The sequence below is a fragment of the Pantoea sp. JGM49 genome (assembly GCF_018257655.1).
Classification (GTDB): domain Bacteria; phylum Pseudomonadota; class Gammaproteobacteria; order Enterobacterales; family Enterobacteriaceae; genus Pantoea; species Pantoea communis.
On the sequence record NZ_JAERJM010000003.1, the window covers coordinates 264,204 to 290,500 of the forward strand.

The 26,297-nt window shown below is 54.8% G+C and carries 25 protein-coding genes and 3 tRNA genes; 12 read left to right on the plus strand and 16 right to left on the minus strand.

Annotated features, from left to right (window positions below; genetic code table 11):
* From JK231_RS07285 to JK231_RS07300, 4 genes are all read left to right on the plus strand, one after another.
* Window positions 1-76 (plus strand) — tRNA-Val (locus JK231_RS07285).
* Between the two features lie 41 nt (window positions 77-117).
* Window positions 118-193 (plus strand) — tRNA-Val (locus JK231_RS07290).
* 4 nt (window positions 194-197) lie between these two features.
* Window positions 198-273: transfer RNA gene (locus JK231_RS07295), tRNA-Lys, on the plus strand.
* Window positions 274-420: 147 nt separating this feature from the next.
* Window positions 421-771, plus strand: coding sequence for a FlxA-like family protein (locus JK231_RS07300; protein ID WP_058959063.1), 351 nt, complete (start codon window positions 421-423; stop codon window positions 769-771).
* Here JK231_RS07300 and JK231_RS07305 read toward each other — a convergent pair.
* Window positions 768-1,688 carry a LysR family transcriptional regulator gene (locus JK231_RS07305; RefSeq protein ID WP_058959064.1) on the minus strand — a complete coding sequence of 307 codons (921 nt, stop codon included), beginning with the start codon at window positions 1,686-1,688 and terminating at the stop codon, window positions 768-770. The two genes, JK231_RS07300 and JK231_RS07305, sit on opposite strands and share 4 nt — an antisense overlap.
* A 100-nt stretch (window positions 1,689-1,788) precedes the next feature.
* Between JK231_RS07305 and JK231_RS07310 the strand changes: the two genes are divergently transcribed.
* Window positions 1,789-2,790 (plus strand): bile acid:sodium symporter family protein, encoded by a 1,002-nt coding sequence (locus JK231_RS07310; RefSeq protein ID WP_097118552.1) that lies wholly within the window; start codon window positions 1,789-1,791, stop codon window positions 2,788-2,790.
* Between the two features lie 30 nt (window positions 2,791-2,820).
* On the opposite strand, the gene JK231_RS07315 is transcribed toward JK231_RS07310, so the two are convergent.
* The 3 genes from JK231_RS07315 to zipA all read right to left on the minus strand — a co-directional run bounded on the left by JK231_RS07315 (window position 2,821) and on the right by zipA (window position 6,124).
* Window positions 2,821-3,039 carry a DUF3820 family protein gene (locus tag JK231_RS07315; protein WP_038645584.1) on the minus strand — a complete coding sequence of 73 codons (219 nt, stop codon included), beginning with the start codon at window positions 3,037-3,039 and terminating at the stop codon, window positions 2,821-2,823.
* A gap of 1 nt (window position 3,040) precedes the next feature.
* Window positions 3,041-5,059: an NAD-dependent DNA ligase LigA gene (gene ligA / locus JK231_RS07320; RefSeq protein ID WP_211728280.1), complete on the minus strand. Its 2,019-nt coding sequence runs from the start codon at window positions 5,057-5,059 to the stop codon at window positions 3,041-3,043.
* A gap of 72 nt (window positions 5,060-5,131) precedes the next feature.
* Complete coding sequence (gene zipA / locus JK231_RS07325; protein ID WP_211728281.1) at window positions 5,132-6,124, minus strand: cell division protein ZipA; 993 nt, start codon at window positions 6,122-6,124, stop codon at window positions 5,132-5,134.
* A gap of 217 nt (window positions 6,125-6,341) precedes the next feature.
* Here zipA and cysZ point away from each other — a divergent pair, with 217 nt between their 5' ends.
* The 5 genes from cysZ (at window position 6,342) to crr (ending at window position 11,289) form a co-directional block, all read left to right on the plus strand.
* Window positions 6,342-7,100, plus strand: a complete 759-nt coding sequence (gene cysZ, locus JK231_RS07330; RefSeq protein ID WP_097118555.1) for a sulfate transporter CysZ — start codon at window positions 6,342-6,344, stop codon at window positions 7,098-7,100.
* Between the two features lie 140 nt (window positions 7,101-7,240).
* Entirely contained in the window at window positions 7,241-8,212 is a 972-nt protein-coding gene (cysK, locus tag JK231_RS07335; RefSeq protein ID WP_034825880.1) for a cysteine synthase A, read from the plus strand.
* A 386-nt stretch (window positions 8,213-8,598) separates the two neighbouring features.
* Window positions 8,599-8,856, plus strand: a complete 258-nt coding sequence (ptsH, locus tag JK231_RS07340; protein WP_034825876.1) for a phosphocarrier protein Hpr — start codon at window positions 8,599-8,601, stop codon at window positions 8,854-8,856.
* A 159-nt stretch (window positions 8,857-9,015) separates the two neighbouring features.
* Window positions 9,016-10,743 carry a phosphoenolpyruvate-protein phosphotransferase PtsI gene (gene ptsI, locus JK231_RS07345; RefSeq protein WP_034825874.1) on the plus strand — a complete coding sequence of 576 codons (1,728 nt, stop codon included), beginning with the start codon at window positions 9,016-9,018 and terminating at the stop codon, window positions 10,741-10,743.
* A gap of 42 nt (window positions 10,744-10,785) precedes the next feature.
* Window positions 10,786-11,289: a PTS glucose transporter subunit IIA gene (gene crr, locus JK231_RS07350; protein ID WP_034825872.1), complete on the plus strand. Its 504-nt coding sequence runs from the start codon at window positions 10,786-10,788 to the stop codon at window positions 11,287-11,289.
* A gap of 399 nt (window positions 11,290-11,688) precedes the next feature.
* On the opposite strand, the gene JK231_RS07355 is transcribed toward crr, so the two are convergent.
* From JK231_RS07355 to JK231_RS07405, 11 genes are all read right to left on the minus strand, one after another.
* Entirely contained in the window at window positions 11,689-13,050 is a 1,362-nt protein-coding gene (locus JK231_RS07355; RefSeq protein ID WP_097118557.1) for an ATP-binding protein, read from the minus strand.
* Window positions 13,047-13,727 carry a response regulator transcription factor gene (locus JK231_RS07360; RefSeq protein WP_034825869.1) on the minus strand — a complete coding sequence of 227 codons (681 nt, stop codon included), beginning with the start codon at window positions 13,725-13,727 and terminating at the stop codon, window positions 13,047-13,049. Before JK231_RS07360 ends, JK231_RS07355 begins: the two co-directional genes overlap by 4 nt.
* A 178-nt stretch (window positions 13,728-13,905) precedes the next feature.
* On the minus strand, window positions 13,906-14,787 hold the full coding sequence (cysM, locus tag JK231_RS07365; protein ID WP_211728282.1) for a cysteine synthase CysM: 882 nt from the start codon (window positions 14,785-14,787) through the stop codon (window positions 13,906-13,908).
* Between the two features lie 72 nt (window positions 14,788-14,859).
* On the minus strand, window positions 14,860-15,948 hold the full coding sequence (cysA, locus tag JK231_RS07370; RefSeq protein WP_211728283.1) for a sulfate/thiosulfate ABC transporter ATP-binding protein CysA: 1,089 nt from the start codon (window positions 15,946-15,948) through the stop codon (window positions 14,860-14,862).
* Entirely contained in the window at window positions 15,938-16,810 is an 873-nt protein-coding gene (cysW, locus tag JK231_RS07375; protein ID WP_211728284.1) for a sulfate/thiosulfate ABC transporter permease CysW, read from the minus strand. Before cysW ends, cysA begins: the two co-directional genes overlap by 11 nt.
* Window positions 16,810-17,643 carry a sulfate/thiosulfate ABC transporter permease CysT gene (cysT, locus tag JK231_RS07380; RefSeq protein WP_034825859.1) on the minus strand — a complete coding sequence of 278 codons (834 nt, stop codon included), beginning with the start codon at window positions 17,641-17,643 and terminating at the stop codon, window positions 16,810-16,812. The genes cysW and cysT overlap by 1 nt, the downstream gene beginning before the upstream one ends.
* Window positions 17,643-18,659: a sulfate ABC transporter substrate-binding protein gene (locus JK231_RS07385; RefSeq protein WP_211728285.1), complete on the minus strand. Its 1,017-nt coding sequence runs from the start codon at window positions 18,657-18,659 to the stop codon at window positions 17,643-17,645. The genes cysT and JK231_RS07385 overlap by 1 nt, the downstream gene beginning before the upstream one ends.
* A gap of 194 nt (window positions 18,660-18,853) precedes the next feature.
* The gene (locus JK231_RS07390; RefSeq protein WP_211728286.1) at window positions 18,854-19,750 is read right to left on the minus strand and encodes a Dyp-type peroxidase; all 897 of its coding nucleotides are present in this window, start codon (window positions 19,748-19,750) and stop codon (window positions 18,854-18,856) included.
* Between the two features lie 96 nt (window positions 19,751-19,846).
* Window positions 19,847-20,467: an RpoE-regulated lipoprotein gene (locus tag JK231_RS07395; RefSeq protein ID WP_097118563.1), complete on the minus strand. Its 621-nt coding sequence runs from the start codon at window positions 20,465-20,467 to the stop codon at window positions 19,847-19,849.
* Window positions 20,468-20,530: 63 nt separating this feature from the next.
* Window positions 20,531-20,989, minus strand: coding sequence for a DUF2919 domain-containing protein (locus JK231_RS07400; protein WP_211728287.1), 459 nt, complete (start codon window positions 20,987-20,989; stop codon window positions 20,531-20,533).
* Between the two features lie 7 nt (window positions 20,990-20,996).
* Entirely contained in the window at window positions 20,997-21,422 is a 426-nt protein-coding gene (locus tag JK231_RS07405; protein WP_211728288.1) for a GNAT family acetyltransferase, read from the minus strand.
* Window positions 21,423-21,632: 210 nt separating this feature from the next.
* Here JK231_RS07405 and amiA point away from each other — a divergent pair, with 210 nt between their 5' ends.
* Both amiA and hemF read left to right on the plus strand, forming a co-directional pair.
* Window positions 21,633-22,490, plus strand: a complete 858-nt coding sequence (amiA, locus tag JK231_RS07410) for an N-acetylmuramoyl-L-alanine amidase AmiA (RefSeq protein WP_211728289.1) — start codon at window positions 21,633-21,635, stop codon at window positions 22,488-22,490.
* A 47-nt stretch (window positions 22,491-22,537) separates the two neighbouring features.
* Window positions 22,538-23,458, plus strand: a complete 921-nt coding sequence (hemF, locus tag JK231_RS07415; RefSeq protein WP_097118566.1) for an oxygen-dependent coproporphyrinogen oxidase — start codon at window positions 22,538-22,540, stop codon at window positions 23,456-23,458.
* A 281-nt stretch (window positions 23,459-23,739) separates the two neighbouring features.
* Here hemF and maeB read toward each other — a convergent pair whose 3' ends face one another.
* Complete coding sequence (maeB, locus tag JK231_RS07420; RefSeq protein ID WP_211728290.1) at window positions 23,740-26,019, minus strand: NADP-dependent oxaloacetate-decarboxylating malate dehydrogenase; 2,280 nt, start codon at window positions 26,017-26,019, stop codon at window positions 23,740-23,742.
* Window positions 26,020-26,297 lie beyond the last annotated feature (278 nt).

The window sequence follows — 26,297 nt, forward strand, 5'->3', positions numbered from 1 at the left end:
GGGCGATTAGCTCAGTTGGTAGAGCATCTCCTTTACACGGAGGGGGTCGGCGGTTCGAGCCCGTCATCGCCCACCACATCTTAGTCAGATGACACTCTTGTTAAGCAGTTCCGAAGTGGGCGATTAGCTCAGTTGGTAGAGCATCTCCTTTACACGGAGGGGGTCGGCGGTTCGAGCCCGTCATCGCCCACCACTTCGGGTCGTTAGCTCAGTTGGTAGAGCAGTTGACTTTTAATCAATTGGTCGCAGGTTCGAATCCTGCACGACCCACCAATGTAGAAAGGCGCCCTAAAGGCGCCTTTTTGCTATCTGCTATTTGCCCACCCTCACAAAACCTTTGCAAACACTTAACGCTTTGTGTGCTCAAGCCGTTTTATCCCCTTGCCGATAACGATAATGGTCTATTGCAAGGAGAAAACCATGTCTACTATCTCAAGTGTTAGCAGTGTCAGTACCGCAAGCAGCGGTAGCGGTTCAACGTCAGAAATTGCCAGCCTGAATAAACAGATTCAAAGCATCACCAAAGAAATTAAAGATTTATCCAGTGATGACTCCCTGACAGATGAGCAAAAATCTGAACAGGAACAGATGTTGCAATCGCAGATTCAGATGATTGAAGCGCAGATTGCACAAATCGAGCAGCAGGCAGCAGAAAAAGCACAACAGAAACAAGAAGCACAGCAGCCCACAACGGAAAGTGCCACCAGCGCCCAGAAAGCCGATGGCATTAACCGTCCGACCGAGACCAATCAGATCAACGTTTACGTCTAAAACGCCGGTTTGAGAGCACGTTGTTGCGCCAGCAGGCCTGCTTGTTGGCGCACTTCCTGCCAGATCGCTTCCGCAGCGGGTGTCAGAGAGCGATTTTTGCGTTTAATCAGCATCAGATTTCGATGGATTTCCGGATAGAGACGTCGCACCGTCAGTTTCCGCCCCGCCGGCAGCGGTAACGCCAGCGCAGGCAAAATGCTGATGCCAATACCGGCTTCCACCATCGGAAACAGCGTGGCGGGATGACCAATTTCCTGCACCACCTGCACCTGAATCGATAACTGCTGCAGCGCCGCATCCACCAGAAGACGACTTCCTGAAGCATAATCCTGCAAAACCAGGTTGCGCCCCGCCAGCATCGTCCATTCCGCTCGCTCGACCTGGGCCAAAACATCATCCGCATGGCACAACAATAAGAACGGCTCCTGCAAAATCGCTTCGTAATCCAGATCGGCATCCCCTAGCGGCCCGATGACAATGCCAAAATCCACCTCCGCATTGCGCACGCTTTGCAGCACTGACTGCTGAGCGCGATCGTGCAGGATGACGCGGATATCCGGATAACGTTGCTGGCTACTCGCCAGACACTGCGGCATTAGATTTGCCGAAGGTGTCTGGCTGGCGGCAACACGTACGGTGCCACTGCGCTGCTCGCCGTAACTGCGCACATCCAGCAGCGTGGTATTTAACTCCTCCAGCAAACGTTCCAGCCGCGATGCCAGTTGGTGCCCCGCTTCCGTCAGCATCACTTCACGTGTGGTGCGGTCCAGCAAACGCACGCCCATTTCCGCTTCCAGCTCCTTGATACTGTGGCTGACCGCCGACTGGCTGAGCCCAATCGCCTGCCCTGCCTGGCTAAAACTGCCCTGCTGCGCCACAGCCACAAAGGTGCGTAACTGACGTAAGGTGTAATTCATCGATATCGCTCATAGATTGATGCAATAAATCAATTTTATTTCTAAACCTAGCTGGCGCACAATCAGCACCATCTTTTTTTATTTTAACCGGATTGTAACAATGGGCTTTTTACGACTCGACCCGATGATGGTCAAACTCATCATCACTGTGCTGTTGGCCAGCTTCATCCCGGCCAAAGGCGGGTTTGTCGATTTCTTTGAATACCTGACCACCGCCGCCATCGCCCTGCTGTTCTTTATGCACGGTGCCAAGCTGTCGCGCGAGAAAATCATTGCCGGCAGCAGCCACTGGCGTTTGCATCTGTGGATCATGTGCAGCACTTTCGTGGTGTTCCCGATTCTTGGCTTGCTGCTGGTGTGGTGGCATCCGGTGAACGTCGGGCCAGAGATTTATACCGGCTTCATTTATCTGTGTATTCTGCCTGCCACCGTGCAGTCTGCGATTGCCTTCACCTCCATGGCGGGGGGGAACGTGGCGGCTGCGGTCTGTGCCGCTTCGGCATCCAGCCTGCTGGGCGTATTCATCTCGCCGCTGCTAGTGAATCTGGTGATGAACGTCCATAGCGATGCGCCGAGCAACGGTCTGGAGCAGATTGGCAAAATCATGCTGCAACTGCTGGTGCCGTTTGTGATTGGTCATATGTCTCGTCGCTGGATTGGCGGCTGGGTGGAGAAGCATCGTAGCCTGATTGGTAAAACTGACCAGACCTCGATTCTGTTAGTGGTTTACTCCGCGTTCAGCGAAGCAGTGGTCAACGGTATCTGGCATCGCGTCGGTGTGGATACGCTGCTGTGGATTCTGGCAGGCAGCGTGCTGATTCTGTTTGTCGCGCTGGCGATTAACCTGGGTGCCTCGCGTCTGTTTGGTTTCAGCCGCGCCGATGAAATCGTGGTGCTGTTCTGTGGTTCGAAAAAGAGTCTCGCTAATGGCGTGCCGATGGCCAATATCCTGTTCCCGGCCAGCTCAGTGGGGATTATCGTGCTGCCACTGATGATCTTCCATCAGGTGCAGTTGATGGTGTGCTCCTTCATCGCCCAGCGCTATAAGGCGGGCAATGAGAAGCGGCTGGCACAGCAGCAAGTCGAAGCACAAAAATCCTAAGCAAACGGCCCGCAATTGCGGGCCGTTTTGTTATTCACTGCGCTTTAGCGGTTTAACTAACCCCTGCAATCCTTCTATTTTAATCGCCAGGGTCAGCTGCATCAGCTCGCCCAGCTTCCCTGCCGGAAATTCGTTTTTACGCGCAAACCACAGCAGATACTCTTCTGGCACATCAATCAGCATACGGCCTTTATACTTGCCGAACGGCATAGCGGTATTGGCAATTTCAACCAGCTGATGTTTGTCCACGTTAAGCTCCCAGTAACCGAATCATTTCCGCTTCATCAATCACCGGAATACCGAGTTCCTGCGCTTTCGCCAGTTTGGAACCGGCCGCTTCGCCAGCAATCAATAAGTCTGTTTTCTTCGACACGCTGCCGCTCACTTTCGCGCCCAGCGCCATCAGTCGCTCTTTGGCATCATCACGGTTCATCTGCGACAGCGAACCGGTCAGCACCACGGTCTTGCCAGCAAATGGACTGTCGATCTCTTCAACATTCACCACTTCCAGCTGCGGCCAATGCACGCCCACCTCTTGGGTGAGTTCGCGGATGACTTCGCGATTGCTCTCTTCTTCCATGAAATTACGCACGTGTGCCGCCACCACTTTACCCACGTCCTGCACCGCAATCAGCGCATCCAGATCGGCGTTCATCACCTTCTCAAGATCGCCAAAATGATTGGCCAGATTGGCCGCAGTGGCTTCACCGACCTCACGAATCCCCAGCGCATACAGGAAGCGAGGCAGCGTGGTGAGTTTCGCTTTTTCGAGCGCATCCACCACATTTTGTGCAGATTTCGGCCCCATGCGATCCAGTCCCGTCAGCTTGCCCGCCGTCAGACGGAACAGATCGGCAGGTGTTTGTACGTACTCTTTTTCGACCAGCTGATCGATAATTTTGTCGCCCATGCCGTCAACATCCATCGCACGACGAGAAACAAAATGTTTGAGCGCCTCTTTACGCTGGGCACCACAAATCAGCCCACCGGTACAACGGGTAACGGCTTCGCCTTCCACGCGCTCGACATCCGAGCCACACACCGGGCAATGGCTGGGGAAGACGATTTCACGGGTATCATCCGGTCGTTCAGATTCCACCACGTTGACCACCTGCGGAATCACATCTCCGGCGCGGCGAATCACCACTTTGTCGCCAATGCGCAGGCCAAGACGCGCAATTTCATCCGCATTGTGCAAGGTGGCATTACTCACCACCACGCCAGCCACCTGCACCGGCTCCAGACGAGCGACTGGCGTAATCGCGCCGGTACGTCCCACCTGAAACTCAACATCGCGCACAAAGGTCATCTGCTCCTGCGCCGGGAATTTGAAGGCCACGGCCCAGCGCGGGGCGCGGGCGACAAAGCCTAATTGTTCCTGCAGTGCCTGCGAATCGACCTTGATGACCACGCCATCAATATCGAATCCGAGTGTCGGGCGATCCTGCTCAACCTGACGATAAAACTCCAGCACCTCTTCCGCGGTATGCGCCAGACGAATACGGTCGCTGACCGGTAAACCCCAGGCTTTAAATTGCTGCAGGCGCTGCCAGTGGCTGGCGGGCATGTCACCGCCTTCCAGCAGGCCGAAACCGTAACAGAAGAAAGTCAGAGAACGTTTAGCGGTAATGCGCGGATCGAGCTGACGTAGCGATCCCGCCGCAGCGTTGCGCGGGTTGGCAAACACTTTCGCGCCGGTGCGACGTGCATCCTCATTGAGTTTCTCGAAGCCCGCTTCGGTCATAAAGACCTCACCGCGAACTTCAACACGCGCAGGAATATTGTCGCCGTGCAGGCGCAGTGGAATAGCATGGATGGTGCGCACGTTGGCGGTGATATTCTCACCCGTGGTGCCATCACCGCGTGTCGCCGCACGCACCAGCAGTCCATCTTCATACAACAGACTGACCGCCAGGCCATCCAGCTTAAGCTCGCAACAGTAGGTCAGATCGTCGCTGCTTTTCAGGCGATCCTGGACGCGCTTATTGAAGGCAAGGAAACCGGCTTCATCGAAAGTGTTGTCGAGTGACAGCATCGGCACCTCGTGGCGCACCTGTTCGAAGGCGGCCAGCGGTGCTGCTCCCACGCGCTGAGTCGGCGAATCCGGGGTAATGAGATCGGGATGTGCCGCTTCCAGTTCACGCAATTGCTGCATCAGTCGGTCATATTCTGCATCCGGAATTTCCGGCGTATCCATCACGTGATAGAGGTACTCATGGTGACGTAACGAGGTGCGCAGCGCGGTGATCTGCTCCTGAACCGATTTCATAGTGTTTTATCCGATAAAAAACCCCCGACATGCGGGGGTTGTTTCGTTAATATTTGATTTTGCTCGCGGCTATCAGCCGATAACTTCGCGAATACGCGCTTTATAAGTTTCCAGCTTCTGTGGCGTCATCATGCGACGCTCATCATCCAGCACAACCCCGCCGACATCGTCCGCAATACGCTGGGCAGATTGCAGCATGAGCTTAAAGTTTTGGTTCGCATCGCCATACGACGGCACCATCATAAAGATGGAGATACCTGGCGTGCTGAAATCGCCCATAGTGTCGGGATTAAAGGACCCCGGTTTCACCATGTTCGCCAGACTGAACAACACAGGACCGCTGCCCGCTGGGCTCAGGTGACGATGGAAAATATTCATCTCACCAAACTGGAAGCCCGCTTGCAAAATACCTTGCAACAGAGCTTCACCGTTCAGTTCGCCGCCGGCGTGGGCGGCAACATGCAGCACCAGTACCGCTTCATTTTTTCTCTGGGTAGAAGCAGCAGACTGTTTTGGTTCATCGTGTGCGACCGGCGCTTCTTCTTCGTATTCGGGCTCTTCAGCGGCCTGGAACTCAGGCGCAGGCTGCGTGGCAGAAAGTGGCTCGTTATCCAGTAAGGGATCGGCCTGAACGGAGTGAGGCTGCGGTTGTGGCTGCGGCGCAGGTTTAACCACCGGCGGTTGTGGCGCAGGTGCAGGCTGGCGCACTTCCGGCTCATCATCCAGCAGCGGATCACCCATCAATGGGGTTTCATGACGCGGGAATGGCTGACGCGCAGGTTCAGGCGCACGTGGCGCGCTGACAGGCTTAGTCACAGGTGCGTCGAATTCGGGTTCGACATGCGCGTCACGATTGCGACGGACACGCACTTCGCCGACACCATCATCATCTTCTTCGCTCAGCAGATCTTCATCCGCTTCTTCGCGCTGTTTCAGACGTTTGTGCGGGCGATCGCGAAACACGGAAGAGCGCTCTTTACGGCTGGTCCACAGTCCGTGAAGTAGCAACGCTATTATGGCGATCGCGCCAACAACGATTAATATCAGACGCAAATCCTGCATCATTGTATTCTCTGTTGTTCCAATACCTTGCCACCACGGCAAACTTTATCCTCTAACTGTATTTGCCCAGCTAAACAAGTGCAAGTCTGTGCAGTATTTTCTGACAAATAAGATAGCTGCCCCACGCTTTTTTGCTGATTTTTCGCGCAAAGTGCGCCTGCCACCGACAAAAAGCCAGGTTATGATGTTCGCGCCGCCACATAAAGGAGAAAGGCTCGCTATGCCCGTTGAGAAATCGCCCTCATCATTAAATGGTATTCATTACTTTGCCGAAGGCTGGAGACTGGTACGTCTGCCTGGCATTCGTCGTTACGTCATTATTCCTCTGCTGGTGAACATTTTGCTGCTAGGAGGCGCCTTTATCTGGCTGTTTCAACGGCTCGGAGAGTGGATTCCGGCCTTGATGTCGCACATCCCTGATTGGCTACAGTGGCTCAGTTATTTGCTGTGGCCGCTTTCCGTCATATCGATTGTGCTGGTATTCAGCTACTTCTTCTCCACCATCGCGAACTGGATTGCCGCCCCCTTTTGTGGATTGCTGGCTGAGCAACTGGAAGGTCGCCTCACCGGTCACCCGCTGCCGGATAGCGGTTGGATGGCGATGGTTAATGATATCCCGCGCATCATGAAGCGCGAATTACAGAAGCTTGGCTACTATTTACCGCGTGCACTGGGACTGCTGCTGCTTTACTTTATCCCCGGTTTTGGACAAACGGTGGCACCGGTATTATGGTTTCTGTTTAGCGCGTGGATGCTGTCGGTGCAGTACTGCGACTATCCGTTTGATAACCACAAAGTGAGTTTTCAGCAGATGCGTAGTGCGTTACGTCAGCATAAAACGGCGAACATGCAATTTGGCGCGCTGGTCAGTTTGTTCACCATGATTCCGATTCTGAACCTGGCTATCATGCCGGTGGCCGTATGTGGCGCGACTGCGATGTGGGTTGATCGCTACCGCCTACAGCATGCACGTCACTAAAGCGTCAAAAAGCCTTATGCATTTTTGCGTAAGGCTTATGGTTGTGGGCTATATAGATATGCGATTTCTTTCCTTCCGCACACCGGAAGAACAGGTATGCTCTGAGGGTTCCCAATATTTCATACAGTTAAGGACGAGCTATGAGTAAGATCTATGAAGACAACTCTCTGACAATTGGTCATACGCCGCTGGTTCGACTGAACCGCATCGGTAATGGACGCATCCTGGCGAAGGTCGAATCGCGTAACCCGAGCTTCAGCGTCAAATGCCGTATCGGTGCCAATATGATTTGGGACGCAGAAAAACGCGGAATCTTAAAGCCGGGCGTTGAACTGGTTGAGCCAACCAGCGGTAACACCGGTATTGCACTGGCTTACGTGGCCGCCGCTCGCGGTTACAAACTCACGCTGACCATGCCAGAGACCATGTCTGTTGAACGTCGCAAGCTGCTGAAAGCACTGGGCGCGAATCTGGTGCTGACCGAAGGCGCAAAAGGTATGAAAGGTGCCATTGCTAAAGCCGAGGAAATCGTTGCCAGCGATCCGGATAAATTTGTGCTGCTGCAGCAGTTCAGCAATCCGGCTAACCCGGAGATCCATGAGAAAACCACCGGCCCGGAAATCTGGGAAGACACCGACGGTGAAGTGGATGTGTTCATTGCGGGCGTGGGCACCGGCGGCACGCTGACAGGCGTGAGCCGTTACATCAAGAACACCAAAGGCAAAAAAGACTTAATCACCGTCGCGGTAGAGCCGACTGACTCTCCGGTCATCGCTCAGGCTATCGCGGGTGAAGAGATCAAGCCGGGTCCACACAAAATTCAGGGCATCGGCGCAGGTTTCATTCCTGGCAACCTTGACCTGAAACTGGTTGATCGGGTCGTTGCGATTACCAACGAAGAAGCCATCAGCACCGCACGTCAGCTGATGGAAGAAGAAGGCATTCTGGCCGGTATCTCTTCAGGTGCGGCAGTGGCTGCAGCACTGAAGCTGCAGGAAGACGAAGCATTCGCCAATAAGAATATCGTGGTGATCCTGCCCTCCTCTGGCGAGCGCTATTTAAGCACCGCCCTGTTTGCCGATCTGTTCACTGAAAAAGAGCTGCAGCAGTAGCCGCCATAGTCTGAAAACGATGAAAAAAGCACCCTAATGGGTGCTTTTTTGTGGCGCAGATCTCACTTTTATCACCAGACAGATTGATTTCAATGACACGGCTCTGGTATTTAAGCTCCCAATTATTTCGGTGCCTGAAATTAATCTGGCTTTGAAGTGGATCAAGCTGAATGGAATTACTGATTTGGCGAAACGGCGAATCACGGCATACTTAGCAAGGTGACCTTTTCGCACAGTTTTTGATCTGCTGCTGAAAGACGCACATTACTAAGCGCATTTTTTGGTCAGCTTAATGCCACACCAGCGCACCTATACAGGCTAAAGTGACGGCTCCAGGCTAGACTTTAGATCCATAACACCAAACCTGATAAAGTTGGGGAAATAGAATGTTCCAGCAAGAAGTTACCATTACCGCACCTAACGGCCTTCATACCCGTCCTGCAGCTCAGTTCGTGAAAGAAGCTAAGGCTTTCCAGTCAGACATCACTGTGACCTCTAATGGCAAATCTGCCAGCGCGAAAAGCCTGTTCAAACTGCAGACTCTGGGTCTGACTCAGGGTACGGTTGTTACGCTGTCTGCTGAAGGTGAAGATGAGCAGCAAGCGGTTGAGCACCTGGTGAAACTGATGGCTGAGCTGGAGTAATTCCGCTCAGGCAAGCAACTAAACCGACTCCTTTGCCCCATTGAGTGCAAATATCTTGATCGCGGACAACCTGTCCGCGTTCTTGCTTCCTTAGAGTACTGTTCCGCGACAGTGGCAACGCATTGGGTCAATGAGCCATCGTGATTAAAAGGTAGGGTTATGATTTCAGGCATTTTAGCATCACCGGGTATCGCTTTCGGCAAAGCACTTCTGCTGAAGGAAGATGAGATCGTCATCAGCCGTAAAAAAATTACTGACGATCAGGTTGAGCAAGAAGTTCAACGCTTCCTTGATGGACGTGGCAAAGCGGCAGTACAGCTCGAAGCCATCCGTGTCAAAGCCGGTGAAACCCTCGGTGAAGAGAAAGCGGCGATCTTTGAAGGTCACATCATGCTGCTCGAAGACGAAGAGCTTGAGCAGGAAATCATCGACCTGATTAAGAAAGATCACGCAACGGCTGACGCTGCGGCGTACTCTGTCATTGATGGCCAGGCCAAGGCGTTGGAAGAACTCGACGACGAATACCTGAAAGAGCGTGCGGCTGACGTGCGTGACATCGGTAAGCGTCTGCTGCAAAACATCCTCGGTCTGCATATTGTCGACCTGGGTGCTATCGCAGAAGAATCTATTCTGGTGGCGAAAGATTTAACGCCGTCAGAAACCGCACAGCTGAACCTGAAGAAGGTGCTGGGCTTTATCACCGATATCGGTGGCCGTACTTCGCATACGTCCATCATGGCGCGTTCTCTGGAGATCCCAGCGATTGTCGGTACCGGTAACGTCACCACGCAAATCAAAAACGGTGACTTCCTGATCCTCGATGGCGTGAATAACAAGATTTACGTTAATCCTACCGATGCAGAACAAGAAGAATTGAAAGCGATTCAGACGCAATACCTGTCTGAAAAGCACGAACTGGCGAAACTGAAAGATCTGCCCGCTATCACGCTGGACGGCCATCAGGTGGAAGTGTGCGCCAACATTGGTACCGTGCGCGATGTCGCTGGTGCAGAGCGCAACGGTGCGGAAGGCGTGGGCCTGTATCGTACCGAGTTCCTGTTTATGGACCGTGACTCGCTGCCAACCGAAGAAGAGCAATTCCAGGCGTATAAAGCGGTAGCGGAAGCCATGGGCTCTCAGGCCGTCATCGTGCGTACCATGGACATCGGCGGCGATAAAGACCTGCCGTACATGAACCTGCCGAAAGAGGACAACCCGTTCCTCGGCTGGCGTGCGATTCGTATCGCCATGGACCGCAAAGAGATTCTGCATGCTCAGCTGCGCGCTATCCTGCGTGCCTCTTCCTTCGGCAAACTGCGCATCATGTTCCCGATGATCATTTCGGTGGAAGAAGTGCGTGCGCTGAAGGCCGAGCTGGAGCTGCTGAAAACCCAGTTGCGTGAAGAAGGCAAAGCCTTTGATGAGACCATTGAAGTGGGCATTATGGTGGAAACACCGGCTTCAGCGGTGATTGCGCGTCATCTGGCGAAAGAAGTCGACTTCTTTAGTATTGGGACAAATGACCTGACGCAGTATACTCTGGCGGTCGATCGTGGTAATGATTTGATTTCACACCTCTATAACCCAATGACGCCATCTGTTTTGGGCCTCATTAAGCAAGTGATCGACGCATCACATGCCGAAGGGAAATGGACCGGCATGTGTGGTGAGCTGGCTGGTGATGAACGTGCTACACTACTGTTACTGGGAATGGGGCTGGACGAATTCAGCATGAGTGCCATTTCAATCCCGAGCATCAAGAAGATTATTCGTAATACTAATTTCGAAGATGCGAAGGCATTGGCGGAGCAGGCTCTGGCTCAACCCACAGCGGAAGATTTAATGAACCTGGTGAACAAGTTCATTAAAGAAAAAACGCTCTGCTGATCCACGAGACGCTGGCCCCAAATTACTGCTTAGGAGAAGATCATGGGTTTGTTTTCTAAACTTTTTGGCGAAAAATCAGAGAGCGCGTCAGGGACTATTGATATCGTTGCGCCTCTGTCAGGCGAAATCGTGAATATCGAAGACGTACCTGATGTGGTATTTGCTGAGAAAATCGTGGGTGATGGTATCGCCATTAAACCGACTGGCAACAAAATGGTTGCACCGGTTGATGGTACCATTGGCAAGATTTTTGAGACCAACCACGCCTTTTCAATCGAATCTGACAACGGCATCGAGCTGTTCGTCCACTTCGGTATCGATACGGTTGAACTGAAAGGTGAAGGCTTTAAACGCATCGCCGAAGAAGGCCAGAAAGTGAAAAAAGGCGACGTGGTGATCGAGTTTGATCTGCCACTGCTGGAAGAGAAAGCAAAATCTACGCTGACGCCGGTTGTGATCTCGAACATGGACGAAATCAAAGATCTGATCAAACTCTCCGGTCAGGTAACTGTGGGTGAAACCCCGGTTATCCGCATCAAGAAGTAAGCAGCGTCTGGATAGTAAAAACGGCACCCAATGGGTGCCGTTTTTGTTTGTGTGGCTGGCTGGAACTGCAGGGTGCGGTGGCGTTAGGGATGGTGCAGTGGCGTTAGGGCTAGTGCGGTCGGTCAGGACGACCGGGCAGATCGCAAAGACGGCATAAACCATCCCTGGGCCTCGGCCCTCGCCATCCATGGCGAGGGACGCTTTGCTCCTCTGCCCGGTCGTCCTGCCCTACTCCACACAGTGCGTGCTGCTTTTTACTGCGTTAGATGCACGGCTTAGTGCGAATAGGTTCGTAGTATGAGTCGCAATGCATTGCGCGCTTGCCTGTGCTAACCGGACTGCATGGGCGCGCTACTATGGATTCACAAGAACGCGGTTAGATTGTGAGCGCTTAAACCTTCAGTCTTGCTTCCAGCGTGGCAATCGTAACGTTAGCTCTAAGCCACCTTCAGGGCGATTGACCGCCTGTACCTCACCGTGGTGCGCCAGAATCACCTTACGCACGATGGAGAGCCCTAAGCCGTATCCTTTGCCCATCAGTGGCGAATTAACGCGTACGAAGGGATCGAAGATGCTGGAAAGCTTTTCGTCGTCAACGCCCGGGCCCTGATCGCGCACGCGAATCGCCAGCCATTGATTCTCCGCCTGTAGCCTCACGCTGATATGCTGGCCTTTGTGCGAGAAGCGCAACGCATTACGCAGGACGTTCTCTACACCACGGCGAATCAACTCGGCATTGCCGTGCACGGTGTAGTCGGCGTTCTCATCGACCTGAAAGTCGACTTTTACGCCCGGAATCTGTGCCTCATAGCGCACGTCCGTGACCACCGCGTGCAGCAGGCCAGTGAGATCGAAATACTGCTCACCCGGCATACTTTCATGTTCCGCACGCGATAGCGTCAGCAATTCGCCAATCATCTTGTCGAGACGACGCGCTTCTTCATCGATGCGGTTCAGAGAGGATTCCACTGATTCCGGCGTTTGCCGCGCCAGACCGGTTGCCAGTTGCAGGCGCGCCAGCGGTGAACGCAGTTCGTGGGAGATGTCGTGCAGTAATTCCTCGCGCGCCTTCACCAGCGTATCCAGGCGCTCCACCATGGCATCAAAGTCTTGCGCCACGCTGGAGAGTTCATCATGACGACGACGCATGACCGGATAGAGTCGCACCGACAAATCGCCGCTGGATACGCGGGCAAAGCCTTCACGCAGCTGGCGCATTGGGCGCGTCAGGTTCCAGGCCAGTAATAAGCTGAACAGTAATCCTAGCGCCCCGGCAAAGGTGAACATCGGCTCTGGGATGTTGAGGATACGTCGCGGGCCACCGCCACCCATCGAACTATCCTCGCGCAATCCTTTAACGTCGTAACGCAACTCGTACTCTTTGCCATCCTGCCCTTTCACCCAACGGACGATGATATCCGGGAACGGACCATGGAAGGGTTCACTGAAGGTTTCCGGCGGCGCATTGCCGGGCGTAGCGGCAGGTTTATCATGCTGGATGACTGAGAAGAACTGGCGGTCGTTGGGTTCCCAATCGGCCATCATGTCATCCAGTGAACTCGGTCCGCCGCGCTCCAAGACAGAAACTGCGGACGCCATCTGTAAATTCACAATACGACGGATAGCCACAATTTCGGGTGGTTCGTGACGATTACCGGAAAGCGTAAAACCAAGCCACAGCAGCTGGCTGATGATGACAAATACAATCCAGAAGCCCAGTAAGATCTTCCAGAACATGCGGCCGCGGTAGCTGTGTTTCATCGAATGCGATAACCAATACTGCGCACAGTTTCAATGTTGATGCTGTCGGCGGTGAGCGCGGCCAGCTTCTGGCGGATATTGCTGATGTGCACATCCACGCTGCGATCGTAAGCTTCACGCGGACGACCAAGCCCTTTCTCTGACAGTTCATCCTTCGACACCACGCGATCGGGCGCACGCAGCAGCAGATCCAGCAGGTTGAATTCTGACGCGGTCAGATCAAAGGCTTTGCCCTGCCATTCGGTGATGCGCGTGGCCGGATTCAGGCTCAGCTCACCCCAGCGCAGCAGTTCTTTTTTGTCCTGAACCGGTGCCTGATCTTCGAAACGACGCAGTACGGCACGCAGACGCGCCACCAGCTCACGCGGGTAGCATGGCTTTGGTACATAATCATCCGCACCCATTTCCAGGCCGATAACGCGATCGATGTTGTCGCCTTTGGCGGTTAACATAATCACCGGCAAACGGCTGTTCTGGCGCACCTGACGCAGCACATCAATACCGCTCATATCCGGCAGCATAATGTCGAGAATCATCGCGGTATAGTTGCCCGACAGCGCCCCTTCAATCCCGGCGGTTCCGGTTAAAACCAGTTGCGTTTCAAAGCCTTCCGCAATCAGGTACTGGCTCAGCATGGTGCCAAGTTCTACATCGTCATCAACAAGCAGAATTTTCATCTTTATCTCTCGTACAAAATTGCCGTTATTTTGGCCTGAGTTGGCAATGAGCGCAGCCGATTTTACTCGATCCTTACAGTGCCAACACCAGAGGATTATCAGGGAGACTATAGACAAAAATGGCCCGGTCGCACCACAACAGCACGCGCAGGCCAGATAAAATGCGGGGAAGAGAAGATCAGTGGAACACGCCGGTGGAGAGATAGCGGTCACCGCGATCGCAAACTATCGCCACCACGACACTGCCGGGATGGGCATTAGCGATGCGCAGCGCACCGGCCACCGCGCCACCGGAACTCACGCCGCAGAAAATCCCTTCACGTTGCGCTAACGCACGCATGGTTTCCTCGGCTTCCCGCTGTGCCATATCGATGACCTCATCCACTAATTCAGGACGGAAAATCCCCGGCAGATAAGCCTCGGGCCAGCGACGAATACCCGGAATACTGCTGCCCTCCTGCGGCTGTAAACCAATGACTTTCACCGCTGGCGCAAACTCTTTCAGATAGCGACCGACGCCAGTGATAGTGCCCGTCGTGCCCATACTGGAGACAAAATGGGTCATGCGGCCCTGCGTCTGCTGCCAGATTTCCGGGCCGGTGGTGAGATAGTGGCCTAGGGGATTGTCGGGATTATTGAACTGATCCAACACCCTGCCCTCACCGCGATCGGCCATCTCTTGCGCTAAATCGCGTGCGCCTTCCATGCCCTGTTCGCGCGTCACCAGAATCAATTCCGCGCCGTAGGCACGCATCGCGTCCTGCCGCTCCTGGCTCATGTTATCCGGCATCAGCAGGCGCAATTTGTAGCCTTTCATCGCCGCGATCATCGCCAGGGCGATGCCAGTATTCCCACTGGTGGCTTCAATCAGCGTATCGCCGGGTTGAATGTCACCGCGCAGTTCCGCCTGGTGAATCATCGACCAGGCCGCACGATCTTTTACCGAACCGGCCGGATTATTGCCTTCCAGCTTTAACCAGATTTCACTGCCGTTTTCGGGCGTCAGGCGTTGCAGCCTGATCAACGGCGTATTACCGATGGTATTTTCCAGTATGGTCACGGTTTGATTCCAGACAGAAGAGAGGCAAATAAATCGGGCGGGAAAGTCCCGCCCGAAGGAGTGTCAAAAATATCAGGCGCTTTCGGCAAAGGCAACTGGACGCAGCGGCGTCGTGCCGTTGTACAGTCGTGCCTGCTGCAGGCCAACAAACAGGCGTTCGCCGCGAATCGGAGCGGTGTGATCGCCGTCATAGACCACGGAGAAGACCTCACCCTGCCAGCCGCTTGGCTGCACCACTAATTGCCAGAAGTGGCCACGTGGACTGATCTCCAGCACTTGCACCGGCAACGGGGTTTCGAGGCTGCTCTGACGTGAGATATCGACTTCCCACGGACGCAGGAACAGCTCAACTTCGCCCTGATGCGCGGGCGTGTAGCCCAGCGGCCAGCGATGCGCCCCCACATGGAACTGTGAACCGTGTACCTCACCGTCGAAGCGATTCACTTCGCCGAGGAACTCCAGCACAAAGCGGGTGGCCGGTTCCTGCCACACTTCATCCGGCGTGCCGACCTGTTCGATATTGCCCTGACTCATCACCACCACGCTGTCTGCGACTTCCATCGCCTCTTCCTGGTCATGCGTCACAAACACGCTGGTGAATTTCAACTCTTCATGCAACTGACGCAGCCAGCGACGCAGCTCTTTACGCACCTGCGCATCCAGCGCGCCGAAAGGTTCATCCAGCAACAAGATCTGCGGTTCCACTGCCAGCGCGCGCGCCAATGCCACGCGCTGCTTCTGTCCACCCGAAAGCTGAGCCGGGAAACGATTGGCGAGATGCGCCAGCTGCACCATTTCCAGCAGGCGCGTCACTCGCTGTTTGATTTCAGCGGCGGATGGGCGCTCGCGGCGCGGCAACACGGTTAAACCAAAGGCGATGTTATCGAACACGGTCATATGGCGGAACAGCGCATAGTGCTGGAACACGAAGCCGACCTGGCGATCGCGCGCGTGAGTACGGCTGACATCTTTACCGTGGAAATGAATCTGCCCGCTGTTCTGATGCTCCAGACCCGCGATGATGCGCAGCAGCGTGGTTTTGCCCGAGCCCGACGGCCCCAGCAGCGCCACCATTTTGCCGGTAGGAATATCCAGAGAGATATCATTTAGCACCGGCGTACGGCCGAACGCTTTGTTAATGTGTTTAATCTCAATGCTCATGATTTTTCTCCTGTTGGCGCTTCTGCTGATGCTCTAATCGCCACTGCACCACGCTTTTCAGAAACAGCGTCAAAATGGCCATCAGGGTCAACAATGCAGCCGCGGTAAAGGCGCCAACCGTGTTGTAATCCTGATGCAGTAATTCAACCTGAAGCGGTAAGGTGTAGGTCTCACCGCGAATCGATCCCGAGACCACCGAGACCGCACCAAACTCACCAATGGCACGGGCGTTGGTGAGCACCACGCCGTACATCAGCGCCCAGCGAATGTTCGGCAGCGTCACGCGGCGGAACATCTGCCAGCCCGATGCCCCTAACAGCACCGCGGCTTCATCTTCATTGCTGCCCTGGCTCAACATCACCGGCACCAGCTCACGCACCACAAACGGACAGGTGACAAAAATGGTGGCCAGCACCATGCCCGGCCAGGCAAACATAATCTGGATGTTGTGCGCATCCAGCCAACCACCCGCCGGGCCGTTGATGCCCCAGAACAGCAGATACATCAGCCCCGCCACCACCGGTGACACGGCAAAAGGAATATCAAACAGCGTAAGCAGCAACTGGCGGCCGGGGAAGGTAAAGCGCGTCACCAGCCATGCCAGCAGCGTACCAAACACCAGGTTGACCGGCACCGTGACCAACGCCACCAGGATAGTCAGCCAGATGGCGTGCAGCATGTCGCCATCTTTTAAATTAGAGAGCGAGGCGACGATCCCCTGGCTCAGTGCCTCCCAGAAGATCGAGATCATCGGGACCACCAGCAGCAGGAAAGAGACCAGCGCGCCCACGCCAATCAGCAGCCATTTACCCCAGTTCACCGGCTGACGTTCAGCGTGATTAATCTGCGAAATCTCCGCCATTAGTGGCCTCCTAAGCGACGGCCAAAGCGGCTCTGCAAGGTGTTAATCGCGAACAGCAACAGCAGCGAAGCGGCCATGATGACCGAGGCGATAGCACTGGCCGCCGGATAATCAAACTCTTGCAGGCGAACAAAAATCATCAGCGAGGTGACTTCGGTTTTCCACGCGATGTTACCCGCAATAAAGATAACCGCACCAAACTCACCCAGGCTGCGCGTGAAGGATAACGCCGTGCCCGCTAACAGCGCGGGCGCCACCTCTGGCAGCACCACACGGCGGAAGCTCTGCCACGGTGTCGCACCCAGCGTTTCAGCCGCTTCTTCATATTCCGGGCCTAACTCTTCCAGCACTGGTTGCACGGTGCGCACCACAAACGGGATGCTGGTGAAGGCCATCGCCACCGCAATGCCTAGCCAGGTGTAAGAGACTTTAATATCGAAATGAGCCAGCCATTGACCATACCAACCACTCACCGAGAACAACCCCGCCAGCGTCAGACCGGCAACGGCGGTAGGCAATGCAAACGGCAGATCCATTAAGCCATCCAGCAACGCGCGGCCGGGGAAGCGGTAACGGGTCAGAATCCATGCCATTAACATGCCAAAGAACGCATTGAAGATGGACGCCACGCCCGCTGACAACAGCGTGACTTTATACGCCGCAATCAGCTGCGGATTGGTAACCACATCCCAATACTGTGCCAGTGTCATGTTGGACAGTTGCATCAGCAGTGCGCTGATCGGCAACAGCAGGATCAGGCAAGTAAACAGCAGGCTGGTGCCGAGGCTGAGACCGAACCCTGGCAGCACGCGCTTTTGCGCTAAAGCAAACATCAACCGCGCCCCGCTGCCAGTAATTTATCCAGCTCACCGCCGCTGGCAAAATGGGTTTTCATCACGTTATCCCAGCCACCAAAGGCATCCTGCACATTAAACAGCGCGGTCTGCGGGAAGCGGTCTTTCTGTTCCGCCATCATCTGTGGATTGTTCACGCGATAATAGAAACCGGTAATGATTTTCTGCGCCTCAGGGGAATAGAGGAAATTCAGATAGGCTTTGGCCGCGTCAGCGGTGCCGTTGTGCTCGACGTTTTTGTCGACCCACGCCACCGGAAACTCCGCCAGAATATTGGTCTTAGGCACGATGACTTCGTAGTCATCTTTGCTGTACTGATTGCGGATGTTGTTCACTTCCGATTCGAAGCTGATCAGCACATCCCCTAAACCGCGTTCGGCGAAGGTGGTCGTCGCGCCACGGCCGCCGGTATCAAACACCTCGACGTTTTTCAGGAATTTCGTCATAAAGGCTTCGGTTTTGGCTTTGTCTTTACCATCCGCCTGGTCGGCTGCGCCCCAGGCGGCCAGATAGGTATAACGGCCATTACCGGAGGTTTTTGGATTCGGGAATACCAGCTTCACCTTGTCTCGTGCCAGATCCGACCAATCATGGATCTGCTTAGGGTTCCCTTTGCGTACCAGAAAAGCCATGGTGGAGTAAAACGGTGAGCTGTTGTTCGGCAGACGGGCTTGCCAGTCGGCTGGAATCAGGTTGCCTTTATCATGCAACACCTGCACATCCGTCACCTGGTTGTAAGTCACCACGTCCGCGCGCAGGCCCTGCAAGATAGCCAGTGCCTGTTTTGATGACCCGGCATGCGATTGTTTAATCGTCAGCTTGTCAGTGGGGTGCGCAGCATTCCACTGCTGCTCAAACGGCGCATTCAGGGCAACAAACAGCTCGCGCGAGACATCATAAGAGCTGTTCAACAACTCTGTTGCCTGCGCTGCACCGGCTAACGCCAGTGACAAGGCGATTCCGCTCATCCATTTTTTCGCAATCGGAAGTGTCATGCTGCACCCTGCTCGTCGGCGAAATCGCCAATGCCATTAGATGCTGTCAGTGTATTTATAACTCAGGGCAAACCAGTAACGGTTTTATATATCGTTTGGGGATTTCAAAGTCTAAAAAGGCATAAGACGGCGGGAGAGATTATGCAACAGACGGGATTGGTGGTGAGCGGCACGCAAGGCCGCTCACTGGCGTATTACAGCGCTTGCAGGGCATCCAGTGCAGGCGCAAAGAAGTAGCTGCCCGTTACCGGCTTAGTGAAGCGCAGCATCGCATCCATTTTGCCGTCACGCTCGCCGAACATGCTCAGCAGTTGCTGCTCAATGTTATACAAGCGGTTGCAGTACGAGATGAAATACAGGCCATGAGTGCCGCTGGCCGAACCATACGGCAGGCTCTGGCGCAGAATCTTCAGCCCTTTGCCCTCTTCTTTCAAATCAACGCGGCTGAGATGCGAGGTGGCGGGACGTTGATCGCCCGGCAACTCTTCATTATCCACTTTGGTGCGGCCAATAATCGCTTCCTGCTTTTCCACTGCCTTACGATTCCACAGTTTGAGATTGTGCTCCCAGCGCTGAGTGAAAACATAGCTGCCACCGGCATCCGGGCCTTCAACAATAATTGCCACCTGCTGACGCGCCTCGCCTTGCGGGTTTTCCGTGCCATCAACAAAGCCGGAAAGATCGCGCTCTTCCACCCAGCGGAAGCCGTGGGTCTCTTCTTCAATATTCACGGCGTCAGCAAAGGCCGCTAATGCCGCCTGTGCCAGCGAGAAATTCACGTCATGACGCAGAGATTGGATATGGATAAGCAGATCGCGTTGCGTGGCGGGTGCAATGCCTTTGCCCAATGGGGAGAAGGCTTTCAATTCTGGCGCTGAATCCGCACCTTGCAGATCGCGCCACAGCGCATCGCCAAAAGCGATCACCGCGCCCAGTCCGGCATCGGCAAATTTCTGTTGCAGCGCATCGAGTTGTTGCAGGAAGGTTTTGCTCCCCTGGCGGACAGCATCGAGATCGCCCGAAATACGAGCTTCTAGCCAAATGGCGAAACGGCGGTGTTCCAACAGGATCCCGCTCTGGAATTGAGGCATTGCACTGCTCTCCGGCATGAAAGTTGGGACGATTTTTCGCCCATATCATACCGGAAAGCCACACAGTGATTGTGCGTTAACGCAATTATTTTTTGCTTAGCGCTGCCAGACGATTTTGCTGATTTTCCAGCTTTTCAAGGTGTCGTCAGCCGGCATCAATCCCTCTGGTCCATGCCCTTCGCCGCTGTAGACATAAGAGATGTGCTGACTGCCCGGAGCACGGCACTCAACATCGCGCGCATCTAATCCGGTAGTGAGTTTGCAGTTGTCGAAGGCTTTGCTGAATTTGGCGCTAAACAGATCGCCAATCTTGCTGCCGTCTGCACTCTTTGCATCGGCATCCATCACTTCAACGCGTTCAACGCTGCTCTGGCCGTTGATCACCAGTTTCACTTTGCCATCTTCCAGCGCCTGCCAGAAATCAACCACCTGGCCATTCTGCGTGCGCATGCCCTGACGCAGCTGATAATCATTGTTTAACGCTTTACCGATCGCCGCTTCTGACATCGGGGTGGTGCTGCTTAAGCCTGCCACACCTTGTTCGGTCACGGTTAACGAGCCGCCAAACCAGTTCATTGGATTGAGTGCCGACCAGTGATAACTCAGCGGATTATACCAATGGCTTTCGCTCGCGCTGGAGGCGGTAGAGGAACCTGAACTGGCGCAACCTGCCAGCATCATGGCGCTAACCAGCAGTGCGGGACGAACAACTTTCATGAATGCTCCTTGATCTCTTGTGCCGATTGGCGTGCCTGTTGGAGTCGCAAACCGGCAAAAAGTTTATTCGATGTGATGTTCCGGCAGAAAACAGTCGCGCAGGCGCTGATGGGTTTGCAGCCAAATCAACGCCAGCAGATCAAACAGCGTTAAAAGTAACGGCCACGGAGAGTCCGGAAAAGCGCCCTGTATCAGCCCGTAGCCTTGTGACAACAGACTGATCAATAACGACACACTCAGCACCTGCCGCCAACTCTGCCACAGTCGCGGCCAGCGTTGGCGATAGCCGGTCAGCAGCAAACCCGCTGCCGCCGGAATGCCCAGCGCCAATCCAATCCAAAAGCTCTGACGATCGGGATAGAACAGCGCCAGCAGATCGTTACCCTGCTGACGGGACGCGCCCGCCATCACCAGTAACAGCCAGGTGCGCGCCTGCAATAACAGAATCGGCCAGAAAAGAAACGGCAGCCGTAGCTGCCCTTTTGCATCGTATTCATCTGGCAAATATTTCAGCCCCATCATCGGCGGCTTAATATTCGCGGTCTTCGATTAAACGTTTACCCAGCAACACCGAATCCACCGGCTCGTAATCGAGTTTCTCGTAGAAGGCGAGCACCTGGTCATTTTCTTCGCGCACCATCAGATTGATCTTCGGACAGCCACGCGCGATTAACTTTTTCTCCAGGCGATTCATCAGCGCATTAGCAAATCCGCGCCCCTGATAATCGGGATGCACCGCCATATAGTAGACCGATCCGCGATGGCCATCGTAACCGCCCATCACCGTGCCGACCACTTCACCGCCGACTTCCGCCACCAGAAAAAGCTCCGGATCGTGGTTCATTTTACGTTCGATATCCAGTTCCGGATCGTTCCACGGACGTAACAGATCGCAACGCTCCCAGAGCGTGATCACTTCTTCAAAATCTTCCTGGCGGAATGAGCGGATTTCCATCGGCGTTACCCTGCTATTAAGCACAATTCGCTGATTATCACGCATTCTTTGCCAGGCGCAACCCTCCCGCCGCGCAACGGTGGAAAAAAACGGCTAAATTGCTGTTAGTAACGTGTAATACAAAGTAATGCGCTGAAATGGTTGTGAAGTCGCCGCAAGGCAGTTGTTACGATATAACACTGGGCAGGATTTTCTGTCAGGGACCCCATTATGAGTAAAATTTCACTGCTGAAGCGGCTGACCAATCGCCGCCAGTTGATTCTCTCTGGCCTGGCGCTGGCGGTGCTGTCACCGCGCGCGGTGATGGCGAAAGAAGAGAACGCCGATTTGCGCGTCAGCAAAGGTCACACCCCGCCGAAACCGGCGACTAACGGTAAACGCATCGTGATGATCGATCCCGGTCACGGCGGCATTGATTCGGGCGCGGTGGGCGAAGAAGGCTCGGAAGAGAAGCACATCGTACTGGCAATCGCCAACACCGTGCGTACGCTGTTGCAAAATCACCCTAAAGTGGAAGTGCGACTGACGCGAGAAAGCGATCACTTTATCCCGCTGTATCAACGCGTGGAGATCGCGCATCAGCACGGCGCCAACCTGTTTATGTCGATTCATGCCGATGGTTACACCAGCCCGGATGCCAACGGCGCGTCGGTATTCGCCCTGTCGAATCGCGGCGCCAGTAGTGCCATGGCGCGCTATATGTCACAGCGTGAAAACGATGCCGATAAGGTCGGCGGCGCGGAAGTGCAGGAGAAAGATAACTACCTGAACCAGATTCTGTTCGATCTGGTGCAAACGGACACTATCCGCAATAGTCTCACGCTGGGCAAACACGTCCTGGATCAAATTCGCCCGGTGCATCATCTGCACAGCCAGCACACCGAGCAGGCGGCGTTTGCGGTGTTGAAGTCGCCCTCAATTCCGTCAGTGCTGGTCGAAACTTCCTTTATTACCAACCCGCGTGAGGAGCAACTGCTGGGTACCACTGCCTTTCGCCAGAAGATCGCCAGCGCGATTGCCGATGGCATCGTCAATTACTTCAACGAGTACGATCGTCGCCAGGCGTAGCTTTTTCCTGTGGTAGAATCGCGGCAAATTTCCGGAACGAGTGACTCATGAGCAATCCCGATATTTCCCGCGTCAAAGCGTTTTTATTGACGCTACAGGATGAAATTTGCGCCCAGCTGGCCGCTGCCGATGGTACAGCGACCTTCGCCGAAGATGACTGGCAGCGCCCAGGCGGCGGCGGCGGACGCAGTCGCGTACTACGCAACGGCGCGGTGTTTGAGCAGGCAGGCGTGAATTTTTCCCACGTACACGGTGATCAGATGCCCGCCTCTGCCACCGCACATCGCCCTGAACTGGCCGGCCGCAGTTTTGAAGCCATGGGCGTGTCACTCGTCGTCCACCCGGAAAATCCGTACATCCCCACCAGTCACGCCAACGTGCGTTTCTTCATTGCTGAGAAGCCGGGTGCCGATCCAGTATGGTGGTTCGGCGGCGGTTTCGATCTCACGCCGTATTACGGTTTCGAAGAGGATGCGCTGCACTGGCATCAAACCGCGTTTGACCTGTGCCAGCCGTTTGGTGAAGACGTCTATCCGCGCTACAAAAAATGGTGTGACGACTATTTCCACCTCAAGCATCGTAATGAACAGCGCGGCATCGGCGGGCTGTTTTACGATGACCTGAATACGCCAGACTTTGATCACTGCTTCGATTTTATGCAGGCAGTGGGCAAGGGTTATCTGGATGCCTATTTACCGATTGTCGCGAAGCGCAAGGCGCTGCCATGGGGCGATCGCGAACGTCAGTTCCAGCTCTATCGTCGTGGACGCTATGTTGAATTCAACCTGGTGTGGGATCGCGGCACGCTGTTCGGCCTGCAAACCGGCGGCCGCACCGAATCGATTTTGATGTCGATGCCGCCACTGGTGCGCTGGGAATATGATTACCAAACCGAAGCCGGCACGCCGGAAGCAGCGCTCTACAGTGATTTCTTGCCGGTGAAGGATTGGCTGGGATTGGGTGAATAGTTCTTTTGCAGGAAAGCACAAATGTTGATGGCCTTAGCCCCTCTGCTGCTGCAAGGGCAATCCGCAGCGCTGAGGCTTTTACGTTGGGCCAGGAGATCCACGCAGGGATGCGTGGATCAGTTCGGGGCCGACCAGGGATGGTCGCTCCCCGAACGGTCCGTCGGCACGACGTGGAAGCCGAGGGCACCGCGTTAGCGGCGCGAGGACTGCCCGGCAGCAGCAGAGGGGCTAAGGCCCACACCAACCCCCCCAGGCCCTTAGCCCTTAACCACGTCATCACCTCACAACGGCTCGGTCTGCGCCTCCACTACCGCTAACGCCACCATATTCACAATGCGCCGAACCGATGCAATCCGCGTCAATACATGCACCGGCTTGCTGATCCCCATCAACACCGGCCCCACCGTCACGCCTTCCGAGCACGACACGCGCAACAGGTTATAACTAATACGCGCCGCTTCCACGTTCGGCATAATCAGCAAATTAGCCGTGCCTTTCAGCGGGCTGTCGGGCATCAGTTCACGTCGGATACTCTCCACCAACGCCGCATCGCCGTGCATCTCACCATCAATCTCCAGTTCTGGCGCACGGCTCTGAATCAGCGCTAATGCATCGCACATCTTGCGTGCGCCCGTCGCATTGGACGTGCCAAAGCTGGAGTGAGACAGCAACGCCACGCGTGGTTCGATACCAAAACGACGCACCGTTTCGGCCGCCAGCAATGTGATATCCGCCAGCTGTTCCGCACTCGGATCTTCATTCACGTAAGTATCCGCAATAAAAGTATTCCCGCTCGGCAGCAGCAGCGCGTTCATTGCCCCAGCGACCTTCACGTCGTCGCGGAAACCAAACACCTTCTCCACCACATCGTAATGCTCGCGGTAATCGCCGATGGTGCCACAAATTAACGCGTCAGCCTCGCCACGATGCACCATGATCGCGCCAATCAAGGTTGGATTACCGATCACCGCGCGCTGAGCGGTTTCAGGCGTCACACCGCGCCGTTTCATGATCTGGTAATACTCGTTCCAGTATTCTTTAAAGCGCGGGTCGGACTCGTTGTTGACGATCTCAAAATCTTTACCCGCTTCAATTTTTAATCCTTGCTTCTGAATACGCATCGCAATCACATTTGGGCGACCAATCAGAATCGGCTTCGCCAGCCCCAGTGATACCAGCTCCTGCGTCGCATGCAGCACGCGCACCTCCTCCCCTTCGGCCATCACCACGCGTTTCGGATCTTTGCGTGCCTGCGAGAAAATCGGCTTCATAAACAGGTTGGTTTTATACACAAATTCGGTGAGCTGCTCGCGATAGGCATCAAAGTCAGCGATGGGCCGCGTCGCCACGCCGGACTCCATCGCCGCTTTCGCCACAGCAGGCGCGATCTGCACAATCAAACGCGGATCGAACGGTTTCGGGATCAGATATTCCGGTCCAAAACTCAGATCCTGATCATCATAGGCGGAGGCCACCACATCGCTCTGCTCGGCCTGCGCTAAGGCCGCAATCGCATGCACCGCCGCCAGTTTCATCTCTTCGTTAATTGCCGTGGCACCCACATCCAGCGCCCCGCGGAAAATAAACGGGAAACACAGCACGTTGTTCACCTGATTAGGGAAATCCGAGCGTCCGGTGCAGATAATCGCATCCGGCCGAACCTCTTTGGCCAGCGGCGGCATGATCTCCGGTTCGGGATTGGCGAGCGCCAGAATGAGTGGATTGGGTGCCATTTTCTTCACCATCTCTGGCGTCATCGCTTTCGGACCCGAGCAGCCGAGGAAGATGTCCGCACCGGCAATCACCTCATCCAGCGTACGCGCGCCTTTATCTTCTATGGCGTACTCGGCTTTGGTCGGCGTCATATTGGGTTCACGATCGCGGTAAATCACCCCTTTAGAATCACACACCACAATGTTGTGCTTCTGCATGCCGAGCGCCACCAGCAAATTCAGGCAGGCAATGGCTGATGCGCCCGCCCCAGACACCACCAGCCGCACATCTGAGATGGCCTTTTTCACGATGGTCAAACCGTTTAGCACCGCCGCAGTACAGATAATCGCGGTCCCGTGCTGATCATCGTGAAACACCGGAATCTTCATGCGCTCACGCAATTTCTGCTCAATGTAAAAGCACTCAGGCGCTTTGATATCTTCAAGGTTGATGCCGCCAAAGGTCGGCTCCAGCGCGGCGATTACCTCAATCAACTTATCCGGGTCCAGCTCATCCACTTCGATATCGAACACATCAATGCCGGCGAATTTCTTGAACAATACTCCTTTGCCTTCCATCACCGGCTTACCGGCCAGCGCACCGATATTGCCGAGACCGAGCACTGCCGTGCCGTTCGAAATCACCGCCACCAGATTGCCGCGTGCGGTGTATTTGTGCGCCGCCAGCGGATCGGCAGCAATCTCCAGGCAAGGTGCCGCCACGCCCGGCGAATAGGCCAGTGCTAAATCACGCTGCGTCGCCAGCGGTTTGGTGGGGGAAACCTGAATTTTTCCGGGAGTGGGATATTGGTGGAAATCGAGCGCACTTTGCTTGAGTTGATCGTCCATTTGGCATCCTTTGGCACGGCTGAAAAAACACCAGTATAGGAATCTGCGGCACAAAAGAGGGTGAAGGCGCTCAAAGAACGAGGGCACAGATTGCCACGGCTTCGCCTGCGGCTTTGGCGCAGCCTGCTATTCTTAATGTTGGCAAAACACGTAGCTGAACCGATCAGGCACCCCCTTCCGTGACAGATGCCCTTCAGCGCCACAATCAGAGAAAACGCATTTTCTTCGTGCAACGTCTGTAGCACTGTGTTGAGCCACGACTCAACAGGAAAGGGCAC

Bases quoted from the DNA above. Each gene is read 5' to 3' on its own strand.
- JK231_RS07355 (WP_097118557.1), bottom strand. From the start codon at position 13,050: ATGAAACACAGCTACCGCGGCCGCATGTTCTGGAAGATCTTACTGGGC.
- ligA (WP_211728280.1), bottom strand. From the start codon at position 5,059: ATGAAATCGGTTCAGGAGCAGATCACCGCGCTGCGCACCTCGTTACGT.
- JK231_RS07305 (WP_058959064.1), bottom strand. From the start codon at position 1,688: ATGAATTACACCTTACGTCAGTTACGCACCTTTGTGGCTGTGGCGCAG.
- ptsI (WP_034825874.1), top strand. From the start codon at position 9,016: ATGATTTCAGGCATTTTAGCATCACCGGGTATCGCTTTCGGCAAAGCA.
- JK231_RS07395 (WP_097118563.1), bottom strand. From the start codon at position 20,467: ATGAAAGTTGTTCGTCCCGCACTGCTGGTTAGCGCCATGATGCTGGCA.
- ptsH (WP_034825876.1), top strand. From the start codon at position 8,599: ATGTTCCAGCAAGAAGTTACCATTACCGCACCTAACGGCCTTCATACC.
- crr (WP_034825872.1), top strand. From the start codon at position 10,786: ATGGGTTTGTTTTCTAAACTTTTTGGCGAAAAATCAGAGAGCGCGTCA.
- hemF (WP_097118566.1), top strand. From the start codon at position 22,538: ATGAGCAATCCCGATATTTCCCGCGTCAAAGCGTTTTTATTGACGCTA.
- cysA (WP_211728283.1), bottom strand. From the start codon at position 15,948: ATGAGCATTGAGATTAAACACATTAACAAAGCGTTCGGCCGTACGCCG.
- JK231_RS07405 (WP_211728288.1), bottom strand. From the start codon at position 21,422: ATGGAAATCCGCTCATTCCGCCAGGAAGATTTTGAAGAAGTGATCACG.
- cysZ (WP_097118555.1), top strand. From the start codon at position 6,342: ATGCCCGTTGAGAAATCGCCCTCATCATTAAATGGTATTCATTACTTT.
- JK231_RS07385 (WP_211728285.1), bottom strand. From the start codon at position 18,659: ATGACACTTCCGATTGCGAAAAAATGGATGAGCGGAATCGCCTTGTCA.
- cysT (WP_034825859.1), bottom strand. From the start codon at position 17,643: ATGTTTGCTTTAGCGCAAAAGCGCGTGCTGCCAGGGTTCGGTCTCAGC.
- cysK (WP_034825880.1), top strand. From the start codon at position 7,241: ATGAGTAAGATCTATGAAGACAACTCTCTGACAATTGGTCATACGCCG.
- maeB (WP_211728290.1), bottom strand. From the start codon at position 26,019: ATGGACGATCAACTCAAGCAAAGTGCGCTCGATTTCCACCAATATCCC.
- amiA (WP_211728289.1), top strand. From the start codon at position 21,633: ATGAGTAAAATTTCACTGCTGAAGCGGCTGACCAATCGCCGCCAGTTG.
- JK231_RS07390 (WP_211728286.1), bottom strand. From the start codon at position 19,750: ATGCCTCAATTCCAGAGCGGGATCCTGTTGGAACACCGCCGTTTCGCC.
- cysW (WP_211728284.1), bottom strand. From the start codon at position 16,810: ATGGCGGAGATTTCGCAGATTAATCACGCTGAACGTCAGCCGGTGAAC.
- JK231_RS07360 (WP_034825869.1), bottom strand. From the start codon at position 13,727: ATGAAAATTCTGCTTGTTGATGACGATGTAGAACTTGGCACCATGCTG.
- zipA (WP_211728281.1), bottom strand. From the start codon at position 6,124: ATGATGCAGGATTTGCGTCTGATATTAATCGTTGTTGGCGCGATCGCC.
- JK231_RS07310 (WP_097118552.1), top strand. From the start codon at position 1,789: ATGGGCTTTTTACGACTCGACCCGATGATGGTCAAACTCATCATCACT.
- JK231_RS07400 (WP_211728287.1), bottom strand. From the start codon at position 20,989: ATGATGGGGCTGAAATATTTGCCAGATGAATACGATGCAAAAGGGCAG.
- JK231_RS07300 (WP_058959063.1), top strand. From the start codon at position 421: ATGTCTACTATCTCAAGTGTTAGCAGTGTCAGTACCGCAAGCAGCGGT.